This is a genomic window from Cohnella mopanensis (assembly GCF_022352055.1).
Lineage (GTDB): Bacteria > Bacillota > Bacilli > Paenibacillales > Paenibacillaceae > Cohnella > Cohnella mopanensis.
Window position 1 is genome coordinate 159200 of sequence record NZ_JAKRWM010000006.1, and the last position, 26038, is coordinate 185237.

General features: G+C 48.0%; 23 protein-coding genes. 6 read left to right on the forward strand and 17 right to left on the reverse strand.

Translation table 11 applies throughout. The annotated features are described in order from the left end of the window. Positions 1 to 57: 57 nt before the first annotated feature. The 7 genes from L3D05_RS11400 to L3D05_RS11430 form a co-directional block, all read right to left on the reverse strand. Entirely contained in the window at positions 58 to 1626 is a 1569-nt protein-coding gene (locus tag L3D05_RS11400; RefSeq protein ID WP_239616179.1) for a response regulator transcription factor, read from the reverse strand. Further along, positions 1601 to 3508 (reverse strand): sensor histidine kinase, encoded by a 1908-nt coding sequence (locus L3D05_RS11405; RefSeq protein WP_239616180.1) that lies wholly within the window; start codon positions 3506 to 3508, stop codon positions 1601 to 1603. Before L3D05_RS11405 ends, L3D05_RS11400 begins: the two co-directional genes overlap by 26 nt. A 120-nt stretch (positions 3509 to 3628) precedes the next feature. Continuing rightward, entirely contained in the window at positions 3629 to 5320 is a 1692-nt protein-coding gene (locus L3D05_RS11410) for a type 2 periplasmic-binding domain-containing protein (protein WP_439647941.1), read from the reverse strand. Between the two features lie 66 nt (positions 5321 to 5386). After that, the gene (locus L3D05_RS11415; RefSeq protein ID WP_239616182.1) at positions 5387 to 6277 is read right to left on the reverse strand and encodes a carbohydrate ABC transporter permease; all 891 of its coding nucleotides are present in this window, start codon (positions 6275 to 6277) and stop codon (positions 5387 to 5389) included. 18 nt (positions 6278 to 6295) lie between these two features. Then, on the reverse strand, positions 6296 to 7264 hold the full coding sequence (locus L3D05_RS11420; RefSeq protein WP_439647942.1) for an ABC transporter permease: 969 nt from the start codon (positions 7262 to 7264) through the stop codon (positions 6296 to 6298). Between the two features lie 177 nt (positions 7265 to 7441). Beyond that, entirely contained in the window at positions 7442 to 7876 is a 435-nt protein-coding gene (locus L3D05_RS11425) for a hypothetical protein (protein WP_239616183.1), read from the reverse strand. A gap of 68 nt (positions 7877 to 7944) precedes the next feature. After that, positions 7945 to 8964 carry a DoxX family membrane protein gene (locus tag L3D05_RS11430; protein ID WP_239616184.1) on the reverse strand — a complete coding sequence of 340 codons (1020 nt, stop codon included), beginning with the start codon at positions 8962 to 8964 and terminating at the stop codon, positions 7945 to 7947. Between the two features lie 374 nt (positions 8965 to 9338). Here L3D05_RS11430 and L3D05_RS11435 point away from each other — a divergent pair, with 374 nt between their 5' ends. Both L3D05_RS11435 and L3D05_RS11440 read left to right on the forward strand, forming a co-directional pair. Next, positions 9339 to 10262, forward strand: coding sequence for a helix-turn-helix domain-containing protein (locus L3D05_RS11435; RefSeq protein ID WP_239616185.1), 924 nt, complete (start codon positions 9339 to 9341; stop codon positions 10260 to 10262). Positions 10263 to 10430: 168 nt separating this feature from the next. Continuing rightward, positions 10431 to 11321, forward strand: coding sequence for an MBL fold metallo-hydrolase (locus L3D05_RS11440; RefSeq protein WP_239616186.1), 891 nt, complete (start codon positions 10431 to 10433; stop codon positions 11319 to 11321). 68 nt (positions 11322 to 11389) lie between these two features. On the opposite strand, the gene L3D05_RS11445 is transcribed toward L3D05_RS11440, so the two are convergent. Next, positions 11390 to 12892, reverse strand: coding sequence for an MDR family MFS transporter (locus tag L3D05_RS11445; RefSeq protein ID WP_239616187.1), 1503 nt, complete (start codon positions 12890 to 12892; stop codon positions 11390 to 11392). A 221-nt stretch (positions 12893 to 13113) separates the two neighbouring features. Between L3D05_RS11445 and L3D05_RS11450 the strand changes: the two genes are divergently transcribed. Beyond that, complete coding sequence (locus L3D05_RS11450; protein WP_239616188.1) at positions 13114 to 13737, forward strand: TetR/AcrR family transcriptional regulator; 624 nt, start codon at positions 13114 to 13116, stop codon at positions 13735 to 13737. A gap of 73 nt (positions 13738 to 13810) precedes the next feature. Here the strand turns inward: L3D05_RS11450 and L3D05_RS11455 are convergent, their stop codons facing one another. Then, positions 13811 to 14470 carry a phosphatase PAP2 family protein gene (locus L3D05_RS11455; RefSeq protein WP_239616189.1) on the reverse strand — a complete coding sequence of 220 codons (660 nt, stop codon included), beginning with the start codon at positions 14468 to 14470 and terminating at the stop codon, positions 13811 to 13813. 37 nt (positions 14471 to 14507) lie between these two features. Continuing rightward, positions 14508 to 16358 (reverse strand): LTA synthase family protein, encoded by a 1851-nt coding sequence (locus tag L3D05_RS11460; RefSeq protein ID WP_239616190.1) that lies wholly within the window; start codon positions 16356 to 16358, stop codon positions 14508 to 14510. Positions 16359 to 16499: 141 nt separating this feature from the next. On the opposite strand from L3D05_RS11460, the gene L3D05_RS11465 reads away from it, so the two are divergent. After that, on the forward strand, positions 16500 to 16796 hold the full coding sequence (locus tag L3D05_RS11465; RefSeq protein ID WP_239616191.1) for a hypothetical protein: 297 nt from the start codon (positions 16500 to 16502) through the stop codon (positions 16794 to 16796). On the opposite strand, the gene lplT is transcribed toward L3D05_RS11465, so the two are convergent. Continuing rightward, a complete protein-coding gene (lplT, locus tag L3D05_RS11470) occupies positions 16772 to 17971 on the reverse strand; it encodes a lysophospholipid transporter LplT (protein WP_239616192.1) in 1200 nt (399 codons plus the stop codon). The genes L3D05_RS11465 and lplT overlap by 25 nt on opposite strands. Before the next feature lie 194 nt (positions 17972 to 18165). On the opposite strand from lplT, the gene L3D05_RS11475 reads away from it, so the two are divergent. Continuing rightward, entirely contained in the window at positions 18166 to 18957 is a 792-nt protein-coding gene (locus L3D05_RS11475; protein ID WP_239616193.1) for a (2Fe-2S)-binding protein, read from the forward strand. Positions 18958 to 19016: 59 nt separating this feature from the next. Here the strand turns inward: L3D05_RS11475 and L3D05_RS11480 are convergent, their stop codons facing one another. Continuing rightward, entirely contained in the window at positions 19017 to 19571 is a 555-nt protein-coding gene (locus L3D05_RS11480; protein ID WP_239616194.1) for a guanylate kinase, read from the reverse strand. Between the two features lie 237 nt (positions 19572 to 19808). On the opposite strand from L3D05_RS11480, the gene L3D05_RS11485 reads away from it, so the two are divergent. Beyond that, positions 19809 to 21035, forward strand: a complete 1227-nt coding sequence (locus tag L3D05_RS11485; RefSeq protein WP_239616195.1) for an S-layer homology domain-containing protein — start codon at positions 19809 to 19811, stop codon at positions 21033 to 21035. Positions 21036 to 21216: 181 nt separating this feature from the next. Here the strand turns inward: L3D05_RS11485 and L3D05_RS11490 are convergent, their stop codons facing one another. From L3D05_RS11490 to L3D05_RS11510, 5 genes are all read right to left on the reverse strand, one after another. After that, positions 21217 to 21447: a cold-shock protein gene (locus tag L3D05_RS11490; RefSeq protein WP_239616196.1), complete on the reverse strand. Its 231-nt coding sequence runs from the start codon at positions 21445 to 21447 to the stop codon at positions 21217 to 21219. Between the two features lie 77 nt (positions 21448 to 21524). Next, positions 21525 to 21725 (reverse strand): cold-shock protein, encoded by a 201-nt coding sequence (locus L3D05_RS11495; protein WP_041059099.1) that lies wholly within the window; start codon positions 21723 to 21725, stop codon positions 21525 to 21527. Positions 21726 to 22023: 298 nt separating this feature from the next. After that, on the reverse strand, positions 22024 to 23502 hold the full coding sequence (locus tag L3D05_RS11500; protein ID WP_239616197.1) for an S-layer homology domain-containing protein: 1479 nt from the start codon (positions 23500 to 23502) through the stop codon (positions 22024 to 22026). A gap of 259 nt (positions 23503 to 23761) precedes the next feature. Continuing rightward, complete coding sequence (locus L3D05_RS11505) at positions 23762 to 24451, reverse strand: response regulator transcription factor (protein ID WP_239616198.1); 690 nt, start codon at positions 24449 to 24451, stop codon at positions 23762 to 23764. Continuing rightward, a complete protein-coding gene (locus L3D05_RS11510) occupies positions 24448 to 25923 on the reverse strand; it encodes a sensor histidine kinase (RefSeq protein WP_239616199.1) in 1476 nt (491 codons plus the stop codon). The genes L3D05_RS11505 and L3D05_RS11510 overlap by 4 nt, the downstream gene beginning before the upstream one ends. Positions 25924 to 26038: the final 115 nt, after the last annotated feature.

Below are 26038 nucleotides of genomic sequence, written 5' to 3' on the forward strand. Positions count from 1 at the left end.
GTTAGTCGAACCATATAGTAAAAAAGACAGCCTCGATGGCTGCCTTTACGTCTCTGCTCATCCGTTTAACGTTCCTCTCGGACGGTCGATCCTGTTCTGCCGGTATTCCAGCGGCGTAACTCCCTGCATCTCTTTGAATACCCGGTTGAAATGTTTCGTATTCTCGAATCCGACGCGATCTCCAATTTCAAGCACCTTAAGCTCCGTGGTCTCCAATAGCTCCTTTGCTTTCTCGATTCGCAAGTTTTTCAAGTATTGAACGAAGCTTGTTCCCACGAAATCCTTAAACGCTTGGCTGAAATAGGAGTAGTTAAGCGAGACATGGTTGGATACCATCGTCATGCTGAGGTCTTTGCTATAGTTTGCTTGGATATATTCCACTGCCTTCCCCATATCTTTCTGATCGACATGGACGGATTTCAAATGACGAATATAATCGTTCAAAGCAAATAGAAGATCTTGAACGCAATGGATATAGTCTTGGATATGACTAAAGTTATACAGGCTTCCGGCCAGCTTATACATCTTAATGATTTCTACGGAAGCTTCCCCGTAAGTATGGAACACCTGATCGAATACTTTCTCGTTCAACGCTTGGCTTACGGCTTCGAAGTAGCCGATATCCGCCTCGCATAGCGCCTTGGCTGCGAATAGCTCCATAAGGTACGCCTTCATTTCCTTGTCCCTATCCGTTCCAAGCACGTTAGCCAGCTTACGTATCGTATCTTCGGAAACCCGATAATTACGATCTCTTAGCGTGATCTGCCCATAATGGATCAGCGCCGATTCCGATCGGCTAATAAGAATCCGATACTTGAGCGCTTGCCGGGCTTCTTCGTATTTCAATTGGAGCTGTCCGATCGATTCCCCTTTACTGCTTATGCCCGTAGTGAAGGTTCCCGTCCCCCCGGAGTCGGCACCCAAGTAATCCGCTAACCCTAGCAAAATCTCTTGCTCCGACGTCAAGACGACCAGTCGGCCATCCTTGTCTTCCAGCGAGAGAAATGACCCTTGTTGTTCATACCCGGTTAAATATTCATTCCCTTTGACCAAATTGCGTTGATTGCCTGCTGAATCCAATAATCCAATGTAATACGCAGGCTCAAAACTGAGAAGGCCCGCCTCTAAGCATAACGATTGCACTTCTTCGGTCCCGATGCCCGGTCTGGCCCAAATATGTTGAAGCGTATTTACCTGCATGCCTCTTCGGTATTTATCCGTTGCTTTAATCTTGTACTGGATCGCTTCCCTTAGGACAAGTTCGGATTCGATTCTCCCTAGCGCCGCGAACAAATCGTCCCGTACGATCGGCTTAAGCATATATTCTTTGACCTTATGCTTAATCGCAGCCTTGGCATATTGAAAATCGTCGAACCCGCTTAATATGAGCAGCGCTGGCCCATTCGGCATCCCCGCGAGCTGTTCGATTAGCGCGATTCCGTCCATAACGGGCATCCGGATGTCCGTTATTACGATATCCGCAGGTTCTTGCCCATAACTTTCAATCGCTTGCCGGCCATCGGCCGCCAAAGCAATATGGTACATGCCGGGCATCTCGCGTTCGATCATCGCCTTTAGTCCGACTCGGATATTTCGCTCGTCATCGACGATTAGTAGCGTTCTCATAAGAGGAGTTCCCCCCGTCCAGAATAAAATGAGGAATACGAATCGTCACTCGCGTATAGCTTGCTTTCTCGCTCTCCACCTTCAAACCGTATTCCTTGCCGAAATGCATTTGAATTCTGCTATGAACGTTCACCAACCCGATGCCGTTCCCGTTTCCGGTATATCCATGCTCTTCTCCGGAAGCTACAGTTCCGTTGGCTCTCATAATCCGTTCGTTCAACTGTTGTACCTGATGAAGCGACATGCCTACGCCGTCGTCCGTTATGGAGATCAGCATGGCGTCATCCTCTATTTCCGCAACAATCACGATAGTCAAATCTCCGTCTCCGAGCCCATGCTTGACGGAGTTCTCTACGACCGGTTGAAGCGACATCTTGAGTAACTCCTGGTTCATATACTTGTCGGGTACGTTCGTAACGAGCTTCATTCTATCGTCGAACCGGATATTGGCTATGTTAATGTAATGGCCGATATGAGTCATCTCGTCCTTCAAGCGAACATATTCGCTCGTCCAGCGCATGTTATAACGCATCATGCTGCCCAAGGAAGTAAGCGCATCCGATATATTTCGTTGATCGTTGATTTCCGCCATCATTTTAATATTTTCCAACGTATTGTATAGAAAATGGGAGTCGATCTGATTCTTCAGCGTAGCCAGCTCAGCCTCTTTGGCCGCCGCCTGCTTGTTGACCGCATCGGCGATGAGCTCGTTGATCTTGCGCAGCATCTTACGGAAATGATGGGCCAGATCGCCAACCTCTCCCCCTCCGCGGATGTTAATGTCAAAACCAAAGTCCCCTTGACGCACCTTCTTCATCGAATCCGTCAGCACGTGCAGCTTCTTCAAAATAAAAGAGTTCAAATAATAGGTAGACACCGTCAAAATGGCCAGAAGGACTACGTTAGCGAGAATGATACGGTTGCGCGTTTCGTTAATTCCATCGTATACGGGCTTCAGCGAAGCCACCTTGATCATGTACGAATCGAGAGGCTCGATATAAGAATAGACGGCCAAGAAGGGAACGCCCCCCGCTCTGAATTCAAAGCTTCCCTTATTCATCTTGGCAGGTTCGATGGATGCGATCTGCTGCTTCAGAAGGGTATCCGTTAATCCGAACCGATCCAAGAAACCGCTTGCAGGATTTCGGATGAAGTTGCCTTTTCGGTCGATAACGACCAGTTGCGACTGTTCGTCTTGCAAAGCACTGAACGTATTCGGAAAGAAATTGGTCAGAAACATATCTACCTGCAGGATGCCGACGTGAGTGCCTTGCGGGTATTGCAGCTCCCGGTATAGGGAAATTCTCGGTCGGTTATCCTCTTGCTCTTCAGACCGGCTTTTAAACAGTTCTTTGGTCGATCGGCTGAATACCCATACATCGGCTTGATCGGCTTCCATCACGTGCGAATACCAAGAGGCGTTTTGGATCCGGCTCTCGTACAGAAGGATAGGAGACATCTCGTTGGTCGATGAATTGCTCATGAAAATACGAATGAGTTCGATGTTAGGATTGTTAAATTGAATTCTTACGATGTTTTGCAAACTGAAGCGATCCAAATCGATTAAATCGGGTACGCTCATCAGACTCGGCTGCATTAAATAATCGATGACCTTCTGGTCGACGATCGCTCTCTGCGCGGCCCTCTTCATCGTTTCCATGTTGTTTTCGATATTGATTTGCTCGATTTCCAGAGCGTATTCATTATTTTTCTGAAGCTCTTGAACCGTATTGCCGGTTAATCCCCGGAAAATATACATGGAGATCAGTAGACTCGGCAAGAGCATAATAAGAATGTAGGCGATAACAAGCCTCTTCTGAAGAGTCGTTTGCTCCAACCGGAACTTGATTTTCTCCCATTTGTTCTTCCAGTAGCGCGGCATGATACGTCACATCTCTTTCGCGGCGGTCGTGATCTTATTCTATCACGCGCTTCTGCCATTGAACGCTCAAAAAGTCCAAAAAACCCAGGTTTTCTGGGTTTTCTGGACTAGCTTTGCATCTTACTTCATGAATTCCGCCAATTTCTTGACGTTCTCTTCGTATTTCGCTTGGCGATAGGCTTCCAATTCCGCATAGCCTGTTTTCTCGCGTTTCTCTACAAAATCCTTGAAGATTTGGTCGAACTCCGCATCCGACTTGGAGAGAAGAAGCTTCGGCAAGGCTTTGCCCCATTCATTGGCAATCTTCGTTGCGTTAATGCCTTCTTTGGAAGTCGCTGGCGGAGTGATGAGGTCATACTGCGAGAAGCTGGTCGTTTTGCCTTTGGTCCAGTCTTCCAATTGTTTGAATGGCTCTACTGCAGGCGGCTGCCATTGCAGCTGCATGTTCGTGTCCATCAGCATCCAGAACGTGTGAGATGCACCGTATTGCTTATCGAATGCCGAACGGTCGGTATTCATCAGATTAAACGCCTCTGGTTTGAATTGGTCTTTGCCGTCGATCGTATCGTATGTCACGCCTTTTTCGCCCAAGTACATATCTTTCTGGCCTTCTTCGCTAATCAGGTAGCTAAGAAACTTGATTGCTCTCTCTTTGTTTTTCACTTTCTTGGAGATCAACGTTACCGTCCAACCGGAGATCGCCGGACCGGATAGCGTTGGCGGGTCCATCTGCGCATTCGCCGGACCGTCAACCGCAATGTATACGGAATTAGGATCCTTCGCGAACAGAACGTTCTGTTGCGCCGCGAAATCCGTACGTTGATACATCATCGCGAAATATCTGCCCTGTGCGATTTTCTCTTCCATCTGAGCCCGTTTGTCAACGAAGACATCCTTCGAGATCAAGCCGTCTTGGTTCGCTTGGCGGAATACTTTAAGCCATTTCACGAACTCCGGATCGGTAGTACGGTCATATAGTTTTCCTTCCTTCTCGCGCGGCAGAGCAAGGAAGTTAGCCAGGTAAGACGAATCCTGTTGAACGTCGATGAATGAATAATTGCCCACGTCGCCGAATTCATGGAAGCCGATCGGAATAAGCGGCTGACCGTTCACTTGAGGGAATTTCTCTTTCGCTAACTTCAATGCGTTAAGGAAACCTTCCGGTGTCCGCATGTCCGGACTTCCGATTGCTTCATACATATCTTTGCGAACGACGAACGTTTGGTTCGATGTAAACTGCGTGCCGAAAGTTTGGAAATCCATCGGAGAAGACGATGCGTTCGGATATCCGTAAGTTTTGCCATCCGGCTGCGCGTACCAAGACAGCTTGGCAGCATCCGCTACTTTGAAGAAATACGGATCATATTCTTTAGCCAAATCCGTTAAGGAATCCACAAGTCCGCCTTCTACCATTTTCTTCACGCCTTCCTCATACCAGCCAAGCGTGATAAAGTCCGGCAGATCGTTGGCAGCGATCATAGCGTTCAGCTTCTCGTTCTCGTTACCGGCCGGGACGATAAGATTCAAGGTGACGCCGGTTTTCTTCGTGATGTATTTGGAAGTCGGATCTACGCCCCATTTGTTCGGAAACCAAGCAAAATTCAAGTACCAGTCGAACGTAATCGGCGAAGTGTCCGATTTCCAACCCGGTTCGTCCGAGGCCGGTTCCACGCTAGCGCTCTCACTCGATGCCGGAGGTTCGCCGGCTGCGCTCTGGCTGCCGCTTGCTTCCGGTTCGTTCTTATTGCCTGCGCATGCAACGAGGGTGATCATGAGCGCTACGATAATGGTTAAGCTTAGCCACTTTTTCATTGTCATACCCCTTTTGTTCGTATTATATGATTTTCCCATACGGGAATAGTGAAACCTGCGTTTACGCTAGCCTTTGAGCGAACCAATCATGAGTCCTTTTACGAAATACCTTTGCAAGAACGGATACGCGAGCACTATCGGCAACGTCGTGATGACCATTGTCGCAAGTTTGATCGATTGCCCGGTTACGGTTCGGTTGATTGCCCCGCCGGTCGCTCCTACGATCTGGTTCGAGCTGGACTGGGCAATGACCCTATATAAGAAGGTCTGGATCGGCTGGAGTTTTTCGCTATTCGTATACAGTAACCCCGTAAAATAGTCATTCCACTGCCATACGCCATGGAAGAGCGCTATCGTTGCGACGACGGGCAAGGAGACCGGCAGAACGATTCTTACGAAGATCGAGAAATCGTTAGCCCCGTCGATCTTCGCCGCCTCTTCCAATCCATCGGGAATCTCGCGGAAGAAGGCTACGAAGATGATGAGATCGAAAAAGCTGAACATTGCTGGATAGATATAGACACCGAACGTGTCGAGCAGCCCGAGATCTCGGAACCACAGATAAGTGGGAATCATGCCTCCGTTGAAGAACAAAGTCACTGTGCCGATAATCATATAGTAGTTTTTGAAGATCAGCTCTTTGCGCGAGAAAGCGTAGGCGACCATTGCGGTGAAGAAGACATGGATGGCGGTTCCTATGAGCGTCTTGGCCACCGTGATCCCCATCGCGGTCATGATCCCCGCGTTTTTGAATACGGTCGTATAATTCTCGAAACTGAAATCCCGCGGGATCCAGTAAATGTTGCCACCGGTCATGGCATCCTTGCCTTCGTTAAACGAGTTGACGAGCACGTACCAGATCGGGTATAACGTTGCGAAGCAAATGAGCAGCATCCCGATCATGTTGAGGTTGTCGAATATCATATCTCCGCGCGTTCTGCGGTCTCGTGTCCACATGGCCGGTTCACCCCCTTATTAAAATAGAGAAGATTGATTCATGCGTTTGGTCATGGAGTTCGCGATCAATAGCAGGAAGAGCGCGATGACCGCTTTAAATAGATTGACCGCGGTCGAATAGGAGAATCTACCCGATCGAATACCGATTTCGTAAACGTAAGTGTCGATAACGCCGCTTGCGCTTTCGTTCACTTGATTTTTCAACACTAGGATTTGATCGAAATTCGAGTTCAGGATATTACCGATCGCCAGAATAAATAGGATCGAAATCGTTCCCTTAATGCACGGGAGCGTAACCCGCCACATTTTCTGGAATCTGCCCGCGCCGTCAATGGTCGCGGCTTCATATAGATCGGGCGATATGCTTGCGATGGCAGCGATATAGATAATAGCCGACCATCCGAACTCTTTCCAGATGTCGGAAGAAATAGCGATGCTCCAGAAATAACTAGGTTCCGCCAAGTAGTAGATCGGCTCGTGAATAATCCCAAGCCCCATTAGAAGGTCATTGACAATTCCGACATCCGATAACCATGTGGTCAGGATTCCGCCTAGTATAACCCAAGATAAAAAGTGCGGCAGATAAGAAATGGTCTGAACGATCCGGTTGAATTTCAAAGAACGAAGTTCGTTAAGGAATAACGCGAATACGATCGGCAGCGGAAATCCGATGATTAGCTTCAGCAAGCTGATACCAAGCGTATTCTTAATGACTTGGCCCATCGTATCGTCTTCGAAGATCGCCTTGAAATGACTCCAACCGACCCATGGCGCGTCCGAAATATTCCCGACTCCAATGTAATCCTTGAATGAAAGTATAATCCCGTACATCGGAATGTAATTGAATAAGATCATCCAAGCGACTCCGAGCAATGCCATCACCTGAAGGTAACGCTGGCCGTAAATTCTACGTAAGAGATTGGATCTCCCTTTCATCGTGTTCATAGGCTTGTGTATCGGGCTATCTATTCCCGCATTCGATTCCATTCCGGCCGCACCTCCTCGCAATCCTCTTGTAAGCCTTTTCATATTTATAAGTATAATCAGTGTTTCCTTTCGCACGTAAGGGTCCAAATTTCGTTTGGGGTTGCATTTTTTCAGGTAACGAGAAAAAACCCGCCTAATGAATAGGCGGGTTTGATCGATGACTTACTATAGAAGCATTCAGACGTTCAATGATTTCGTATCCGATCCGCTTGCCGAGGTTGTGCTATAACGGAATATCGCATAACCGCCGAAAGCATAAATCGCTGCCCGAACGATATCCGACAAATCCAGCCCTTCGAACGGGAACAACGCAAGGAACGCATATCCCCACAGCCCATAACACAAGTATTTCACGTCCCTGGAGATCAGCGTTAACCAAATGCCTACGAAAGTACCATAGTAAGCGATCAAGTGTAGCGGTATATCGTTGAACAGCGTATTCAAGGTGTCGTAGCTAGAGTAGGACGCCGTCCGATAAAACAACTCCTCCAAGAACAAAACGCCGAGACCGCCGAAAAGAATATGTAGGTGAAATGGCAACAAGAACCTTACGAGCCGGAACGAAGTCAGAAAAGTCCTGATTTCCTTGACCACAATCGCAAATTGCTGCATGAACATTCCTCCTTTTATATTCTAGTATACAGCGGCCCTGTCATCTCAATGCACGTAATTACCTGGATCTACGCAAACCGATAATAGATAATCAAGAAAGTCGCCAGCACGAGCAAGAAATTCAAGGCTACGAAAACAATTCGGTCCAGCTTCGTCTTGTGCATTTCGACGGGCGGTTTATAGAAACTCACCCCTTCGATAATAAACAGCAGCAAGATCACGTGGATCATGAAGTGGCCCACGATCTCTACATAGCCGAACAGCATAGTCGTCATAATGAAGATCAGCGTTAGGACGATCGATAATAGCCGGTTCAATATTCCTACGACCAGCAAATATCCGACCACGAATTCAATAAATGCGGCCAATACGATGAACACCGCCGGATCGAATCCGAAGGTCGGTACATGGTGGTTCTCGATAATATCCAGGCTCATGGCCGGATAAATCCATTTCTCTACCGCCACCCAACAAAGCGAGAGACCGGTACCCAAATATAGCAAAGGAAACGACCACTTCTCGAATGCGGTCTTATAGAACGCGAGCGCCGCAGCGATGGCCAAGTAGAAGCCGTAATCCAGCATATGGAACAAGCCGAATTCGCCTATATCGTATACGTAAAGTCCGATGAGGATTAAGGCGGCTAGCTTGAGAGAAATATGATGCGGAATTAGCAACAATACGATTGTCGCATATACGGCGATCTTGATCTCCTGATGCGGCTGGCCAAACTCTGGAGCAAACAAGCTGCCTTCTAACAAAGACCATAGCAAGGCTATCGCAGTACCGTACTGGAGAATAAGGAAAGACCTTGGTCGCAATCGCTCCACCTGTCGATCCAATTTCTCTAGTCCCGATAGCTTCATAATCGAGGGAAGCAACTGCGTTAGCACAGCTAATAATAAAGCGACCGCGATTGCCGTCCCCATGAACACGGGCGATAGAACGTTTTCCAACGTTTCCTTGACCGGCGTTACATCTGTGAACCATTTAACGTGCAAATAATGAACCATCGGATCTACACCTGCTTTAATTAGTATGAGTTTCTCAACATATCCATTGTCATCGGCACATCGTAACCTCTTCATAAATTTTCGCCCTTCTTGTCCATATCCCTCTAATCTGACATTAATATAGGCAAGCCCTTGACATTTATTAGATAAATAGATATAATTATAAATTGAAGAAGTAGTAACCCTCAGGTTTTTCCTCATTAACAAGGGTAATATTCCTCCGTTTCCCCACACATTCCTTATTAAAATCAGATCGGCTGCTGGAAGGAAACACGAATTCTCACTGGCGCGGCCTCGGAGCCGCAAGAACGATGGAGAGGTAGGGCTATCGTTGTTTTCGTGAAAGTGAATTCAGGAAGAATCGCGCGGTTGCGCTTCAATATTAAGACCCCCGTCAGACTCGTCTGCGGGGGTCGTCCAATATCTAGACAGGTTAAGGAGGCACTGCCTTGCCATTATCCGCGATCGGTATTCTCCATCATTCCGGATACGCCCACCCGATGTGGGTCCGTACGGACAACAACGATCATTTCAATCAAGGCCTGAGAGAAAGGTATCATTTGTTGTTGGTGCTGGAAGGCGCGGGCATTGTCGAGATAGACGGCACTTCCTTTCCTATCCTTAGTCCCGCTTTCTATTGCTTGAACGAAAGCGAATCCTTTCGCCTTCATCCCGATTGCTACATAACCTCTAAATCGATTTATTTTCACCCTAATTTGATCAACGATCGCTTTATGCTCGAGCCTTCCCAAGAAAACGTCGCGGAATTCACCGTACGGGACATTCAAGATCAATGGTACCTCGACCCCTTTCGCAAAAGGCAAGTAACGGAATACCGCTATAATCCGAATATCGTTCCGATCGATCCTTCGATGGCCAAACATGCGGAGTATCTATTGGATGAAACTAAGCGGCACTTAACGGAACAGCCGGACGCTCAATGGCCTTGCCGCACCCGTTCCATTCTGATGGAACTGCTCACTCTACTTCGCCGTCCTTATAGCGATGCTTTGCCTCAAATTCAACCTATTCTTGGAACGGCGTCGGAAACCTTGCAACCCGTCGTTCAATACCTACATATTCATTACAAAGACAAGATCAAGATCGAAGACCTAACCAAGCTATTCCATACGAACAAAACAACCTTAAACCAGCATTTCAAGCTTTCCACCGGGATGTCCATTATGGCTTACTTAAACTCCATAAGGATGCAGATGGCTGGTTATATGCTTCGAAACACGTTATTGCCATCCGATGAAGTCATGAACCGAGTCGGCCTTCGCGACAATGCCCACTTCATCCGCACCTTCCGCAAGCACTCCGGGCTTTCTCCTGCGGAATTCCGCAATTTATATTGCCGCATGCCGCAGTAAGTATCTAGTAGATATACAAGCCAGGAGCCTATTTGCTTTGGCTTATTCGATCATTTCCGATTGTCAGTTAATCGCTGACGATTAGCTATATCATCCGCTTTCAGCCTCCAGTACGATATTAATCGTAGCCGCGCCTAGATGCGCAGCACTTCATAGGAGGGTCTTCGAATGCGATTCGGTAAAACTCGTTTGTTGCTTCTCAGTATTCCCTTTTTGTTTTTAGCTCAAGCTTGCGGCAATTCGGCAGATAGCCCTGCGTCGCCAGCAGCTAACTCGCCAAGCGCTTCTAGCGCGTCATCTGCAAGCGCCGCGCCTGCAACTTCCCAAGCTTCGGAAGCTGTTCCATCAGAGAGCTCGGAACCCGTCATGACCTTCGATACCGACACCCTGAAGAACACGACAGGCAAAACGTTAATCCGTAACATCACTGGTGACAAGAGCGGTGCTTACAATGCTACCTATGCCATCATATCCAAGAACGGCACGGTCGCCATCGCCGATCCCTATGGACTCTACCATAAAGATAAAATCCTAAAGGCCGACATCATTACCGTCACCCATAAGCATAGCGATCATTTCGACGAGAGCTTCATTAATGCTTCTCCCGACGCGAAAGTATCCGTATTCCAAGAAGATTCCTTTACCGTAAAGGATATTAAAGTCACTTCGATCCCGGCAAGCCACACCCCTACTTACTTCGAAGGGGTACCGAGCGACTTCATCTACGTATTCGAAGTAGACGGTTTGCGAATTGCCCACTTCGGCGATTTCGGGCAAGATGAAATCACGCCGGAGCAGTTGAAGAAACTTGGCAAAATCGATGTCGTCCTTTCCAGATTCTCGAACGTAAGCGAGTATAGCGCTTCTACCGCGAGTACGGTCAAGGTTCTGGAACAGGTTAAACCCAAAATCGCGGGCCCGACCCACTACGAGCCGGAAATCGTGAAAGAAATCATCGACACTTCGAAATTAACCGATAAGGGCGAAGTGACCGAGCTTGCGGTGGACCGCGCGGATCTCGACGCGATTAAAGGTACGGATTTCTACTTGTTCAAATAATGGAACCGGAATACCACAAAGGCAGCATCCCTAGGATGCTGCCTTTGTTTTGCGTTCTATTCTAACCCTTAGTGACCTACCATGATCGGTATCTCGGCATTCGCCGCGGAATCGCCTTCGGCTTTTTTCGGCTTAGAAAGCATAAGGCCAAGGAGACCTCCAACAATCGCAATGCCGAGCAAGATCAAGAACGTATAACCGAATGACGATGCATACAGATCTACGTCAGGCTTCTGCTTGCCCTGCTCGATCATCAGATTCTGCATCTTAGTCGAGGAGATCGTCATCAGGATCGCGATGGCGAACGACATCATGACTTGCTGCGCCGCATTGGTAAGCGATGTTACGCGTCCGACCAAATTCTGCGGAGCTGATTGAATCAGATGGTTATTCAGCGGCATCATGAACAATCCCATACCGGCTCCAAGAAGTCCAAGCGGCAGCATAACCGAACCGGCACCGGAATCTCCAGAAATGTTGGACAGCAATAATGCAGCAACTGTCGTCAGAGCCATCCCGGCAATGACAAGAGGACGGGCGCCGAACTTGTCGGACAATTTACCGCCTATCGGCATGAACAGACCCGAAGCCAGTGCTTGAGGAAGCATGATCAAGCCGGTTTTAAGCGGGCTATATCCATGCGCTTGTTGCAAGAACAACGGAACGAGGAACATCGTGCCGAACATGGCGATCTGCGAAATCCACTGCACGATAATTCCTTTGGTGAAGTTTCCGGAACGGAATACGCGAAGCTCCAGAAGCGGGTTCTTACGATTAATCTCGACGATAACGAACAGAATCAAAGCTACGAGCCCGACCCCAGATCCGACCAGCGTCTCCCAATCCAACCATGTGGATTTGCCCGTCATCGGATCAATACCGCCATGGGAAACTCCGAATACTAGCGCAGCAAACGCCAATGGCCCTAAGATCATACCTAGTCCGTCTAACGATGCAACATTCTGGCGCTGAATGTTAGGCAAGGTACGAATGCCTAAGAAAACTCCAATGATACCGATTGGAATGTTGATTAAGAAAATCCATTGCCAGCTATGATATTCTACGAACCATCCCGCGATTACCGGCCCCAGTGCAGGACCTAGCAGGATAGGTATTCCCATCATCCCCATAACCGCGCCGACTTTGCCTGGTGGCGACAACCGATAGACGAACGCCATTGCAATCGGAACGACGACGCCTCCGCCTAAACCTTGAACGATCCGGAAAGCGATCAACGTTTCGACAGTGTTGGCTAGAGCGCACAATAAAGATCCCATGGTGAACAACCCGACTGAGATCAGGAATACTTTCTTAGCGCCGAATCGATCCGACAGCCAGCCCGCCAGAGGAATAACCGCCGCTTGGGCTAAAGCATAACCAATAACCGTCCATTGGACTAACGACAAGTCCAACAGTTTGAATTCTTGCTGTAGTTTGGGAAGTGCAACGTTAACGGCTGTACCATCCAAAATAACCATAAAAATACCGACGACAATCGCAATCAACGGTCCCAAAATCGCTTTGATCGAGAACGGGGCTTCCGTTGTTGCCGGTGCTGCTTTCGAAGACATGTGTTCCCTCCTATCCCTAAGTAAGGAGCTTCCTCCGCGCAGTCTCTCTCGTTCCATTGACCGCACCATGGCTTGGCGGTACAATATAAACATATGGACCCTACGAAGGTAAACCCGCATGAATAACGGACAATTGTCCGTTTAATCACGATGTTACCGGACAATTGTCCGGATGTCAACACGCGGAATGTTAAATTTCAGTGAAATGAGGGGGCGATTCTGTGTCTGTATCCGTTCGTCGGGAACGTAAAGACGCTGTTGAAAACCGTCAATTGATTCTCCAGACCGCCCATGATCTCTTTAACGAACATGGCGTCCAACCGGTCAGCATGCATCAGATTGCCAAAACTGCAGGCGTCGGACAAGCAACGCTATATCGCAGATACGCCCACAAAGGCGATTTATGTCTAGATATTCTTGATGATTATAGCAATCAGATTATGGAACTTATTCGTGTATACTTAGAAGAAAACAGACAAGCCCCCGCCGTCGAACGCCTGGGTGGCATTATCGATCACTGGGTAGATGCCATTGAAGAGAAGTCAGGACTTATCTCCGGACTGATGATGGCCATGGAATCGAAGATGAACTGCAACGATGAGCGAGGAAACTTTTTCCACACTCCCGTTTACCACTTTTTTAGAGACAGCATATCCGACCTTCTAATCGAAATGGTCCGACCGGACTCCGAACATACAATCGATACCGAGTTGGCAGCCCATTTCATCATTTGCTCGATGTCTCCGCTCGGCTACTTCCACATTAAGAATGAGAAGGGCTACAGCATAGACCAAATTAAGCAGCACTTACGACGCTTATGTCGTTTTACGTTGACTTGTTCCTAATCAATAAGAAAAGCTGATCATCTCGGCAGGAAGAATATTTCCGCCCGGACGATCAGCTTTTTTATGTTATCCATCAAGCTCCGAATGTGCTCTTCTGACGCTCGCGCGTAACGCGAAGTCTTCGTTCGATCAAGATGATCCCCGCAGTTACGACTTCAACCAAGAAAAAGCCGGCCAAGGCATCCATGATTACGTGTTGCTTCACGAATAAAGTGGACATAATAATAAGGCTGGACATCCCCGTAATAAGCGTTACGTTCCATTTATTGCGGAAGCTGCTGGTCCAGATTGCCCTCATGACCATATAGCTTGAGAAGCAATGGATGCTTGGAAAACAGTTAAAGGGTTGGTCCCGATTATAAATGTATCTCATTAGATGAGAGAAAGGATCGCTACCGACAATCATCGGACGGTCCACAGTCGTCTGGAATACGGAATAGATCAAGTAACAGAGCAATGCGCAGACGACATAAGTCATCAGCGAACGATAATAGACGTTAATGTCTTTCTTGAAAAAATAAAACAAGCAAACGTAAATGTAGAAAATCCAGATCGAATACGGCAACGCAAAAAATTTAATGAACGGGATAGCCTCGTCTACGCTCGTAATTAATCTGTAAACCTCTTGATCCTCTATATTATTGGTCAAAGCGTACATCCAACCCAGAACCGGAAAAACCAGCATCAACAGTAGCGGCGCGTACTTTTTCCATTCTATATTTTTAAGTACCACTATCTGACCCCCCTAATCATTCTATAACGCCAAGTGATCATTCATGCTTCGGCAAGTGGCTGACATAACTGTCGGATAATCGCAAAAGCTCCAACGCACGATTATATTCACTTTCAGTAGAATCGGTCTCACTTGGTTTACCGCCATCATACATGTAATGAATTCCGTCATCATAATTGAGACCCGGCACGAAAATTCCTTTATCGTTTACGAATGAGCCCGAAGGCAGATAATAACGTTGCGGCAGCAAGTTATGCGTCGTATTGAGAAGATCTTGCCCGAAATGAATATGCCCTTGCAAAGAAACACCCAGCAGGTTAGCGAGCGTCGGCATAATATCGACTTGGCCGCCCGTCTGCTCCATTCTCTTCGGCTCCGTTATCCCAGGAGCTATAACCATCAATGGGATGTTCAACATTTCGGAGTACTTATAATCGCGATTATAAATTTCTTTCATGAGATTCATCTCGCGATCGCTTAGCGAATAGATGGGCAGTCCAAGATGATCCCCGTAAATGACGATCACCGATTTGTCCCACAAGCCGTTGGCTTTCAACTTGTCTATGAACGTCCCAAGCGCATAGTCCGTATAGTTCTGAGCCTGGATGTAGTCCCCCACTAACGTGTTCTTATATCTCTCCGGAAGCTGAAAACGGATTTTACGGTCCGGGATATTAAACGGATGATGGGAAGACATCGAGATAATCTGCGAATAAAACGGTTGGCCGGTTTGACTCATCTTCAGCAATTCATCGGCCGTCTTATCATACAATACTTCATCGGAAGGGCCGAAGAACACCATATCGTCGCTGCCGAAAAACTTAGCATCATAGTATTGATCGAAGCCGATGGCTTTATAAAGCTCTTTGCGATTCCAGAACTGTACATCATTCGTATGGAACGTCGCCGTCTGATATCCGTGTTCCTTCAACACCTTAGGCATGCTCGGAAGCTCACGATCTCCATAATCCTGAGCCGCCGCTCCGTGTTGAGGAATATAGAACGAAGTGTTAACGACGAATTCGGCATCCGAAGTGTTGCCTTGTCCGACCTGCTGATAGAAATGCGGGAAATAGAAATGTTCCTTCATCAGCTTGTTCATAACGGGAGTGACTTCTTGCCCGTCGATCTTAAGATCGAGCAGGAAATTCTGAGCCGCTTCGAGCTGCAGAACAATTACGTTCTTCCCTTCGGCCTTGCCCCAGTAGAGCGGAACTGCAGGTTCTTGCCAGGCCTTTAGGTTGCGGATAGCATCCTCCGTTACGTTGCTAGGGTCTTCCACCTCTTGCGTCGCGCTAGCGAATACCGCGTAGGCTTCGTAGTTCAAGATCCCCATATTCTCCGCTTGTTTAAGCTCGTTGATGCTGTCTTGATGCGTCCAGACCGTCGTTACTGACGTTATTAGAGATAGGGAGAACAGGGATGCAATCCATACGTTCGATTCGCGAACCGCAAGCGATCTGCCCCAGTTCCTAAACCGCCGGCTCATATATAACAGTAAGAACACGACCACGTCTGTATAAATAAACAAGAAGTACGGGTGAAGCAAGGAGAAAACGCTCCCTCTCACCTCCGTTACTTGGTTCACTTGCTGTAAGGCATGGTAAGTAACGATAACCCCGAAATATTTGTAATACATGATAACCGCGAAAAAGATCGTCGTGAGCAGGAGATTAACCGTTATATAAACACCTAATTTTCTCCGTGGCGCAAGCCACTCGATCAGGCAGAATATCACCCACACCGACGGAATACCCGTCGCGAGTTGAAGCCACGCCGACGAACTGTCGAAAATGACGATTCTCGCTAAGTAGATCTTGATCACCATCAATAGAGTGAAAAAAATAAACGGTTTGGATATCCATGCTCCTAACCTTGAAGACTTCATGCTATTCACCTCCGTAACCTCATTTATTATAACGAATGTAAACTCAGTGTTAAAGTGTTACATCAAGGGAGATCATCTAAAGGTTGGCTAAAGAATAAAGTGTCGCGTATAATGAAACAAAACTTGAGAGGGGCATCCCCTATGGCAATCGCATATACAAGAGCATATGATCACATTCTCGATGACTTGTCCCGCGCTTTATCTACAGTACCTCAATTTTATGAAGCTTTCGAAATGGAAACGAATGACTGGGAGAGCCTCAGCAAAGACGAGCGCGAAGTTTGCATTCGCACGCTCGCCGATGATCTGTTCTATGTGCTGGGTACGGAATCTTCAACGGAAGTCGGATCGGGAACGGCTGAGTACGACTCTGGCCACGCGGTCATTAAAATTACGGCCAATCCGCAGCTCGTTCATCTCATCTCATTGCGGGAGTAGCTTGCCCGGACTGCGCCGATTTGGAAAGCTAGATAGATGAAGAATAGCGTTAATACCGCTCCGATTCCCATTACGGAGTGATTGACAGGCACATTCATCTGCCTAAGCATCAAGTACAGGAACAATCCGATAACCGTCAAGGAGTTCTCCACGAAATTTTGCACGGCTATCGTTCTGCCCGAGCCGATGGCGGATTTCCCTTCCTCCTGCAACATCGTATTCAGCGGGATTAGGAAAATACCGCCCATCACCCCGGTAATGAATAGCAACGTTACCGTCAACCACAGTTCGTTCGTAAAGTTGGCGGCCATAACGGCTGAAACCATCGCGATTCCATAATAAAATCCCCGATAAAGCCTGCCCTCCGGCACTAACTTAGGCGTCAGCCAAGCACTAGCCACGACTCCGAGCGCCGTTACTCCGATAATCATCGATTGTTGGTCCGTGTCTTCGATTCCTAGATTCAAAGGAAGCCATGCTATAAGAGCAATACGCAGTACCGATGCAGTCAGCCAGAATGCCCCGGTGCCGATTAACGAGAAGCGGCTCCTGCGGCTTCGGAACAACTTGAATACATCGCGGAAAAATTGTCCTGCGGCTTGCTGATAACGAATATCGGGATTTCCTGCCCTTACCGGGACGAGGAACGTCATGCTCAGAGACAATAAATAGATAAATAAACAAACGAGAATAGCCGGCAGGTCCGAATTCGCTGCGAGGAATCCTCCGGCAACCGTACCCAACAGGATCGCAAGGATCGTAGATCCCTCTACCTGCGCGTTTGCCCTTAACAGATCCCGTTCGTTATTCGTTAATTCCGAGAGTATGCCATACTTTCCGGGAGAATAGACGACTGCGCCTACTCCGACGAAAAAGTAGCAGAATGCGGGAGGAACCCCGACTAGCAACAACATGATTCCAGTCGCTTTAAGTATATTACCTAGCAATAAGACGTGCGACTTGGCTTTCTTATCCGCGAACGCGCCTACGATAGGAGCTAGTATAACATAGGCAATTAAGAACGCCATTTGAATGTAGGTGACCATCCCGTCGGGATCGGACGCGCCTTCTCTTTTGACCAATCCTACGATTAAAAAGAAATTCAAGTTATCAGCGAACGCGCTTAAGAATTGCGTCCATACGACCGCATTAAGCGGCGAAAGCTTCTTTCTCAAACCCAACAACTTCCTCCACCCTTTCTATTCAGCCCCCTTATTATACTCTTTCACTATTGGTTCGTCTTTATTAGATGTTACTTTTTTACATAAGATTTAGACTTGGTCACTCGTTTGACAAAAACGGTCTCGCGACGTTATGCTTAAACCCACAAGTGATAATGATTATCATAATCAGAGTAGGTGAAATCCCCTTGGACTTGAAAATGTTCGAAGAGCATTTCCATATCTCAACCAGCGGCTCGGACGATCCGATCCTATCCGTCCCGCTGACAGACGTACTTCATGCTGACAAAATGAAAGAAGTATTACAGCAGGGATCGATATTGGTGAAAGGAATCGGTCTCGAGCTCGCCGTCTCTTTCATCGGCCTAGCTTTCTTCGGTCTCGCGGCTACCAAGCAGATCGTCATGTCCCAATATAATCGAAAATTGGATCTCTCCCTGGACAATTTAACGCTACAATTAGAAGCCCATAATGATCACGCCCATGTCGTCTTCCAAATCAAGGAGCTGAAGTGGATCGACCTGCCAACGATCGACCGAGATGCGGCTATGGTAGAGGAATGGACGCGTTACTTCTCCGACACCGTGAATCCGCTCGTTGAAACGGCAGCTTCCGCGGCAGGATTGAAACCAGCCATCATCTGGAACCAATACGGCGCCCGAATCGCATATGTCATGGATTACTTGCGGCAAATCACTCCCGAAGGGCCTCTCCGACAAGTGATCGACGCCGATTATTTGTTGTTGGCCGGACTGCCCGGGGAAACCTTTAATCGCAGGAAGAACCCCTTCGACCACACGCCTTGTTACCTTGACAGCCCCTACAGTCCCGGGAGTCAAATCATCTTAAGATCGGCATGCTGCATGTATTATAAACGAGAGAATGGAACAAAATGTTACAACTGCCCTATCCTCAAAGTGGATGAACGCGCTGAGCTGAAGTTGAAAATCGAATCGGCAAGGGAAGGACAGACCGCTTAAATACATCATGAACTAAACCGGCTGGATGACCAGCCGGTTTATTCGCGTATGCTTTATATTTAACGTCTGTAAGGTTTGACCGCTTCGCAAATGAGCTCTATCGTACGGTTTAAGTCCACGTTCTCGAAGACATGCTCGCACGATTTACGATAAGTTACTTCTTCCATGTAATGTTCCAAGTAGTTCTCTACGACCTCGTATCCGACGCCTTTGCTTTCCAGACGTTCGCGCACCGTTTGTTTGTCCACATAGATGAATAATCGTACAACTTTGTCCCCGTAACGTTGTTTAAGCGCAGACGCCCCTTCCCGGTTAAGAATGAGGTACACGTCCCGCTCCCCTGTTAATGCCGATTCCAAATCCTGAAGCAGTACGCCGTATTTGTTCTTATCAATCATCACCGTCTGTACGAACTTGCCTGCCTGCTCCCATTCATCGAATTGCTCACGACTAATATATTGATAATCGCCATCAGGTTGGTCTGGATTACGAGGCACGCGGGTCGTACAGGATCGCACCGACACCCAACCGAGCTTCTCTCCCGTCTTCCGGGCAACCGTTTTACGTCCTGATCCGCTAGTACCGGTTAATACGAAGATCGTTGGCTTCGACATAAGAAGCACCCCCATTTCATGGTTCGTACTATATATATCGGCATTTTACCTAGTGAATGTTTAATGTTGTCAAATGGTTGCCGCGCATGGGCTATACGACTTAGGACCTAGAGGAAACACAACCTAAGACCGCACGTGTCTCCCGGCACATTAGTCATCCCGGCTGTATCAAACCCTTCTCAATTATGATTAGCTTATAAAGCCACCATTTGGCAAATGATAATCAGGAGGATCCTCATGCGTCGCTTGACCGTATTTGCATTAATGATTACCTTATTTTGCACAAGCAGCATTGCTTATGCGCAACAACAATTGCCCTTCAAGGATATTAAAGGCCATTGGGCCGAGAAAACGATAACCGACATGGTCAATAAAGGGATTCTGGACGGCTATCCTAACGGAACCTTCCAACCCAATCAACCCGTTAAAGTCGACCAATTCATCAAGATGCTCATCCTCTCTTACTCCGATCTGCATCAGAACGGGGAACGAAGCTGGACGCCCAGCTTCTTGCAATCGTTGAGTTCGGAGAATCAGACGATCATTAAGCAAGATTACCGTTATTATAATTTCAAACCGGCTACGGTAGGCTACTGGGCCAAACCCTACATTGATGTCGCGAGCGATCTTCATTTCTTGAACAGAAGCCGTTACAGCGATTTCCAAAGCGATATGACTCGGGAGAACGTAGCGGAAATCATCTACTATACGCTTCAGGAAACGGAATTTCTGGAGGATAGCCAATTCAGCCAGAAGCTCGCTCAATCGTACGGGGATTTAATGAGCGCATCGGAACGCGAGCAGAAATTCATCGCGGAGGCTTTGGCCAAAGGAATTATGCAGGGCTATCCGAACGGTTACTTCGGTGTTGGCGACAAAGTCACCCGAGCGCAATCGCTTGTGCTCCTGAATAGGCTCACGAACAAAAAAGAAAGAATCGCCGTTACAAACTCCTCCGCGGACCGGCTTCAACTGTCCGTGCCTACGATCGGCGGGGGAACGAAAGTAATCGTATTCCCCGACCAAAGAATGCGGGATGCCTACGACGTGCTGAAGCAGGCAGGTCAATTAAGAGGCGCAAATCATGAGTTGCTGGACACGACGCTTCGGTTGTACAAAGACCAGAAGGAGAAAGACAGCGTAACGGCATCGTCCTCCGGGAAAACGAAGCAGCAGGAAGAAGTCGCTTTATGGCTAGATCCTCTATACAACACCTACGGGATTACGATTCAACTTCGCGAAGGTACATTTGCACGTAATGAGGAAGCGGTCGAAACGTTCTCTAACTACTTGTTCGGATATAACGCCGCTACTTTCCACAAATGGTTTACTGAAGTTTGCACCCATGTGGAAGCCGGAACGATCGTATCCTCTAAGCAAGTTACTATCGGCAACGATACGGTTAACATTAGCATCGATGCCAACACCAAGACCGTTATCTTCTCTATCGCCAAGAAAAGTTAGTTGAAGCCAACGCAGGACACAAGAAATGCACCCCATGGAATGGACATTGAGACAAAACCTTTCAATGATGTCCTATTCTAGGGGTGCATTTCCTATTCGTCGTGTTTGCGAGGACCTGCGTCCGGTTCAAAAAGACAAAAAGAAAAAGAGCACCTCTCGCGGTGCTCTCCAACAAGTTTGGTTATCCGATTGTAACGCCTTTACGAGTGGATTTCTGATCCTTGCTCGTGTTTACAAGCTGAGGAAGCATCTTCATCCCGCTTTCCATCGGCTTGTGGCAAATGCCGCAAGTCGGCGCTGTTTCGAAAGCGAAATTATCTCTCATCCACCCATTGCAATCATCACTCGTACAGGACCAGATCGCCGTCATTTCTTCAGGAATTTCTTCGAACACCTTTTTCCGTGAGTACATGGACGAGCCCCCTTCTCCATTAGCATAACCTAAAAAAATGCCCTTAACTAACCGTTAAGGGCATTTTTGTACTGGATTTACAGTTTAACAACGTTCTCCGCTTGTGGTCCGCGGTTGCCTTGTACCACGTTGAATTGAACGCGTTGTCCTTCGTCCAAAGTTTTGAAGCCTTCACCCGTGATCGCGCTGAAGTGCACGAATACGTCGTTGCCGCCTTCAACCTCGATAAAACCGAAGCCTTTGTCTGCATTGAACCATTTCACTGTACCTGTTTGCATGTAATTCACCTCCAACTTCTATTGCCTCATGAACTTTTTTATTCATACGAATAAAAAATCCACAACATGGCGAGGGTTTAATTCAAAATTATAACCCTTTCCATTTTGTGAATCCAGGTCACGATTTCGATAGTTTTTACTATAACAGGTTCCCTCATAAAAAGCAAACTTAATTATCTGCTTACGTAACCATCCACACAACTCCTTTTTCCCTATAACAATAGCCGGATACAAGCGACGCTTCATCTACAAGCGCCGCTGGTTTAGTTTACCCTTCTTAGAAGGTTATATGCGCCTTTTATTGTCCTAGGTTAACCGGGCTGGCAACCGTTGCCCAGTCCCCTATCGGGGTTACAGCATACTTTTTGCCGACTTGCAGTTGGCCGTCGTTAAGAAGATCGAATACGCCGACCGCACCTTTGCGGGACTGGAATTTATATTGCGCCGTTAGCACCGTTCCATCATCGGCCGTCAGCGTGACTCCGCGTCCTGCGAACAATTCGTCTTTGGGATCCGCAGCCAACGTAATTTCAAGCGAAGTGGCGCTTGTTTGCTTGGCGCTCTCGATAACGAGTGGAGCGGCTTGCTGAGCCACGAAAGTCTGATTCTTCAGCGTAAACCAATCCGCCGTTACCGTATAAGAAGTTCCAACCTTCAAAGATTGACCTGCAGGCAACCGGAATTTCGCACCCTGGCGGCCATCCGTAGATTGGGTGAACGGCACATAGGCTGCCACAATCGGTTCACCGCCTTGCGGTGTGATTGTTGCCACGCGATCTCTAAGGGAAGAAATGATTTGAAAGGCTTGTCCGTTGTATTGATTGTCCTCGTCCAGCGCGAAGGCTAAGGAGCCGCGTCCGCCAGCATAAGCTTGGATCACATACCCGTAATCCACCACGCCGTCAGTCCTAAGCGATTCGACCTCGAACGTGTCCGACGTTACAGAACGCGTGGAATCCATGCGGATATTCTCTTGGCTGGATGCGAATGAACCAGCCATTTTGCCTTTATAGGAGAATGTATATGTCGTAGCCGCCTTCTGAGTCGTTACCGGTACGATATAAGTCGAAATCGAGCCGCTTTTCAGCCGGGGGACGTTGACGATTTGCAAACCGTTATTGAAAGTCAAGTTTTTTTGGGCCAAATCCAGATTCGCTTCTTCCTCGGCGATAGGCTTGGACAAGACAATCTCTACCGTCATTTTACTAAGCGACTTGACGCGCATCACTTTAACCGGCGCATTTGCCAGAGCTTCCTGAGCGGAGGTAACGACTTGCGCGATCTCCGCGCGGGTTATGACCGCCAGAGGAGAGTATTGAGACAGCCATGAAGTAACGGTCGCCATATCTATTTGGGTAATGCGAGAAACTACAAGCGCCAGCTGAGCTTGAGTAACAGGTGCAGCAGGCTTGAATGTAGTGGCTGAGGTTCCATTCATGATTCCGAGTCCGCTTATGACGTTGATATACTGCGAATGCCAAGCTCCGTTAGGGACGTCGGAGAATGTTTTTGCCGTAGCGCTTCCTAGCTCTAGCTTGAAGGCTAGCTGCGCGATCTTAGCCAACTCCGCGCGGCTTGCTTGTTGCTCAGGCTTCAACCCTTGCGTTCCGTATCCGTTCAGCACGCCCTGCCTCACCAATTCATTCATTGCCGCTTCGCCATTAACGGCCATAGCCGCATTCGTCGTATCTGCTTCTGCAGCGAAGGCTTGTCCGGCAACCGTTGCGCCTACCGCCGCAACCAGCGCCATCGAAACAATCTTCTTATTGATCTTCATGATGCGAATCACTCCTCTTGATTTGTTTAACGTTGCTCACAGACTTCATCTTAAGCGGTCATTCTAAACTCAGCCTAAACGGGATATTAATCATTTCTTAAATCCATCCAATCATTTGATTAAATCATTGCAAGAGCACCGATTGCCGCTATCGCCACATCCGCAATCGCCTTAAATAAAAAAGAGATCTTCCGATAAGTCGAGTGACTTATTCGAAAAACCCCTTGCTTACAAACGATAGGAGAGTTCCCAGGTTGAATCACACCGTAAACCGGTACCCCGCCCCCCACACGGTCTCTATATATTGAGGATCGGATGGATCCGTTTCGATCTTCTCTCTCAACTTGCGAATATGAACGGTAACGGTCGAAAGATCCCCTGCGGCATCGAACCCCCATAGTTGCTCGAACAGATGCTCCTTGCTGAATACCCGGTTAGGATGATCGGCGAGAAAAGTGAGGAGGTCGAATTCCTTCGCGGTTACCGTTATCTCCTTATCGTTAACGAATACGCGGTGCGCCGCGCGGTCAATTTTCAATCCGCGGATGTTGATTTCATTCAACCGCGCTATAGGGTCACCCCTCAGACGGTCATAACGTGCTAAATGCGCCTTAACTCGGGCCACCATCTCGCCGGGACTGAACGGCTTGATCATGTAATCGTCTGCCCCCAGCCCAAGTGCGCGAATTTTGTCCAACTCTTCCTTCTTGGCGGAAATGAATATAATCGGAATGTCGATCTTCGACCGGATTGTCCGGCACACCTCGAATCCATCGGCCTTGGGCAACATGATGTCGAGCAGAATCAGATCGTATTGATTGCTTAACGATTGCCTAATCCCCGCATCCCCGTCCGCCACGATATCCGCGGCGAACCCGTTGATCTCCAAGTAATCCCTTTGTAGCTGGGCGATGCTCGGCTCATCTTCTATGATCAATATTTTTTTCAAATGTCCGTCCCCCCTTCCAATCGCTTTAACGTGAACGAAAGGGTCGTCCCTTCGCCTTCCCGACTCGTGGCCCAGATGCTGCCGCCATGCTCGTGAATGATTTGTTTGACGATGGAGAGCCCGAGTCCGCTTCCGCCCGTCTGCAAACTCCTCGACTGCTCAGCCCGATAAAATCGCTCAAAAATATACGGAACCGCTTCAGCCTCGATCCCCGGACCATTATCGCTCAACTCGACGAGAATTTCATCGTGTGACAGGACGGATAACGTAATCCGAATCTCTTTAAGAGGCTTGTCCATGTACTTCACGCTGTTGTCCGTCATATTGAACATCGCTCGCTTAAGCTTATCTCGGTCGACTTTGGCATACAGCGGACCGCCATGCGGAGAGAGGTATCGAATGGAGATTTGCCGCTCGGCCAGATCCATCTCCAACTCCTCTACCAAGTCCTCCATATACCGCCCGATATTCACCTTCTCGAAGTTAAACGGAACTTTCCCCAGATCAAGCTTAGAGAACAAAAACAACTCGTCGATCAACCGATCCATCGCGACGGCTTTGGAATAGATCGTCGACAAATAATTGTCCAGCTTGTCCGGCGTATTGGCCACCCCATCCCGAATCCCTTCCACATAACCTTTAATCGTCGTGATTGGCGTCTTCAGGTCGTGGGATATATTCGACAGCAATTCCTTGCGATTCTCCTCGTATTGTAGCTGCAGCTTGACCGACTGCTCCAACCTCCGCCGCATTTCCTCGAACGAATGAAACAATTGTCCGATCTCGTCTCGAGAACCCGTGCGGACCTCGAACGCCAAGTCTCCTTCACGTATTTGATCCGTAGCTTGCTTCAGCTCTTTAAGAGGATTAACGATGCTTCGCGAAACGAAATAATTAAGCAAACCATTCACGAGCAACGGCAATATCAATAAGAGTGCGATCATGACCGGAAACCACTCGCTCGTCATTTCTCCGTAGGGGCTGACTTGCTTTACGATGTAAATACTGCCGGGAGTTTGATTAGGGAATAGAAAATCGAATTTCACGTACGTAAAAAACCGATCGTCCGCCGACCAGGTCCCCCGTACATTAATATTGACCATCTCGTACGGTGGCAGTTCGACGGCTGCGCTCGACAACTTAAGTGCCGGCGTGGCATATAGGATGCGTTCGTCCTCCCTCACGATCAAGCCGGATTGTACCGAGGGCAACCGGATATCGAGGGTGGACAACAACTCTGCGTCAAATAGGCGATTCGGGGTTTTCTTCGCTAAGTACCTTACTTCGTCGAAAGCATTTTGCTCTTCTATGGATATTGGTTTAAGCGCGTACTGCTTGTCGAATAAATTGCGGACTCCGGTCAAATCGCCCGTAATGGCGATCGCCACCGTTAGCAGCAACGCCAGGATCGACAGCACGGATACGAGCATCATAACCGTGTAAGAAAGCAGCATTCGCCTCCGGATCGGCATCGGAACTCCTCGTTTCTATAGTATTGAACTACCTTTTTGAATGGTGGCATATTCAGGATGCCCTCCGATTCTATACTATAGGACAGAAATTAACCGCATCTAAATCGGTTCTTAA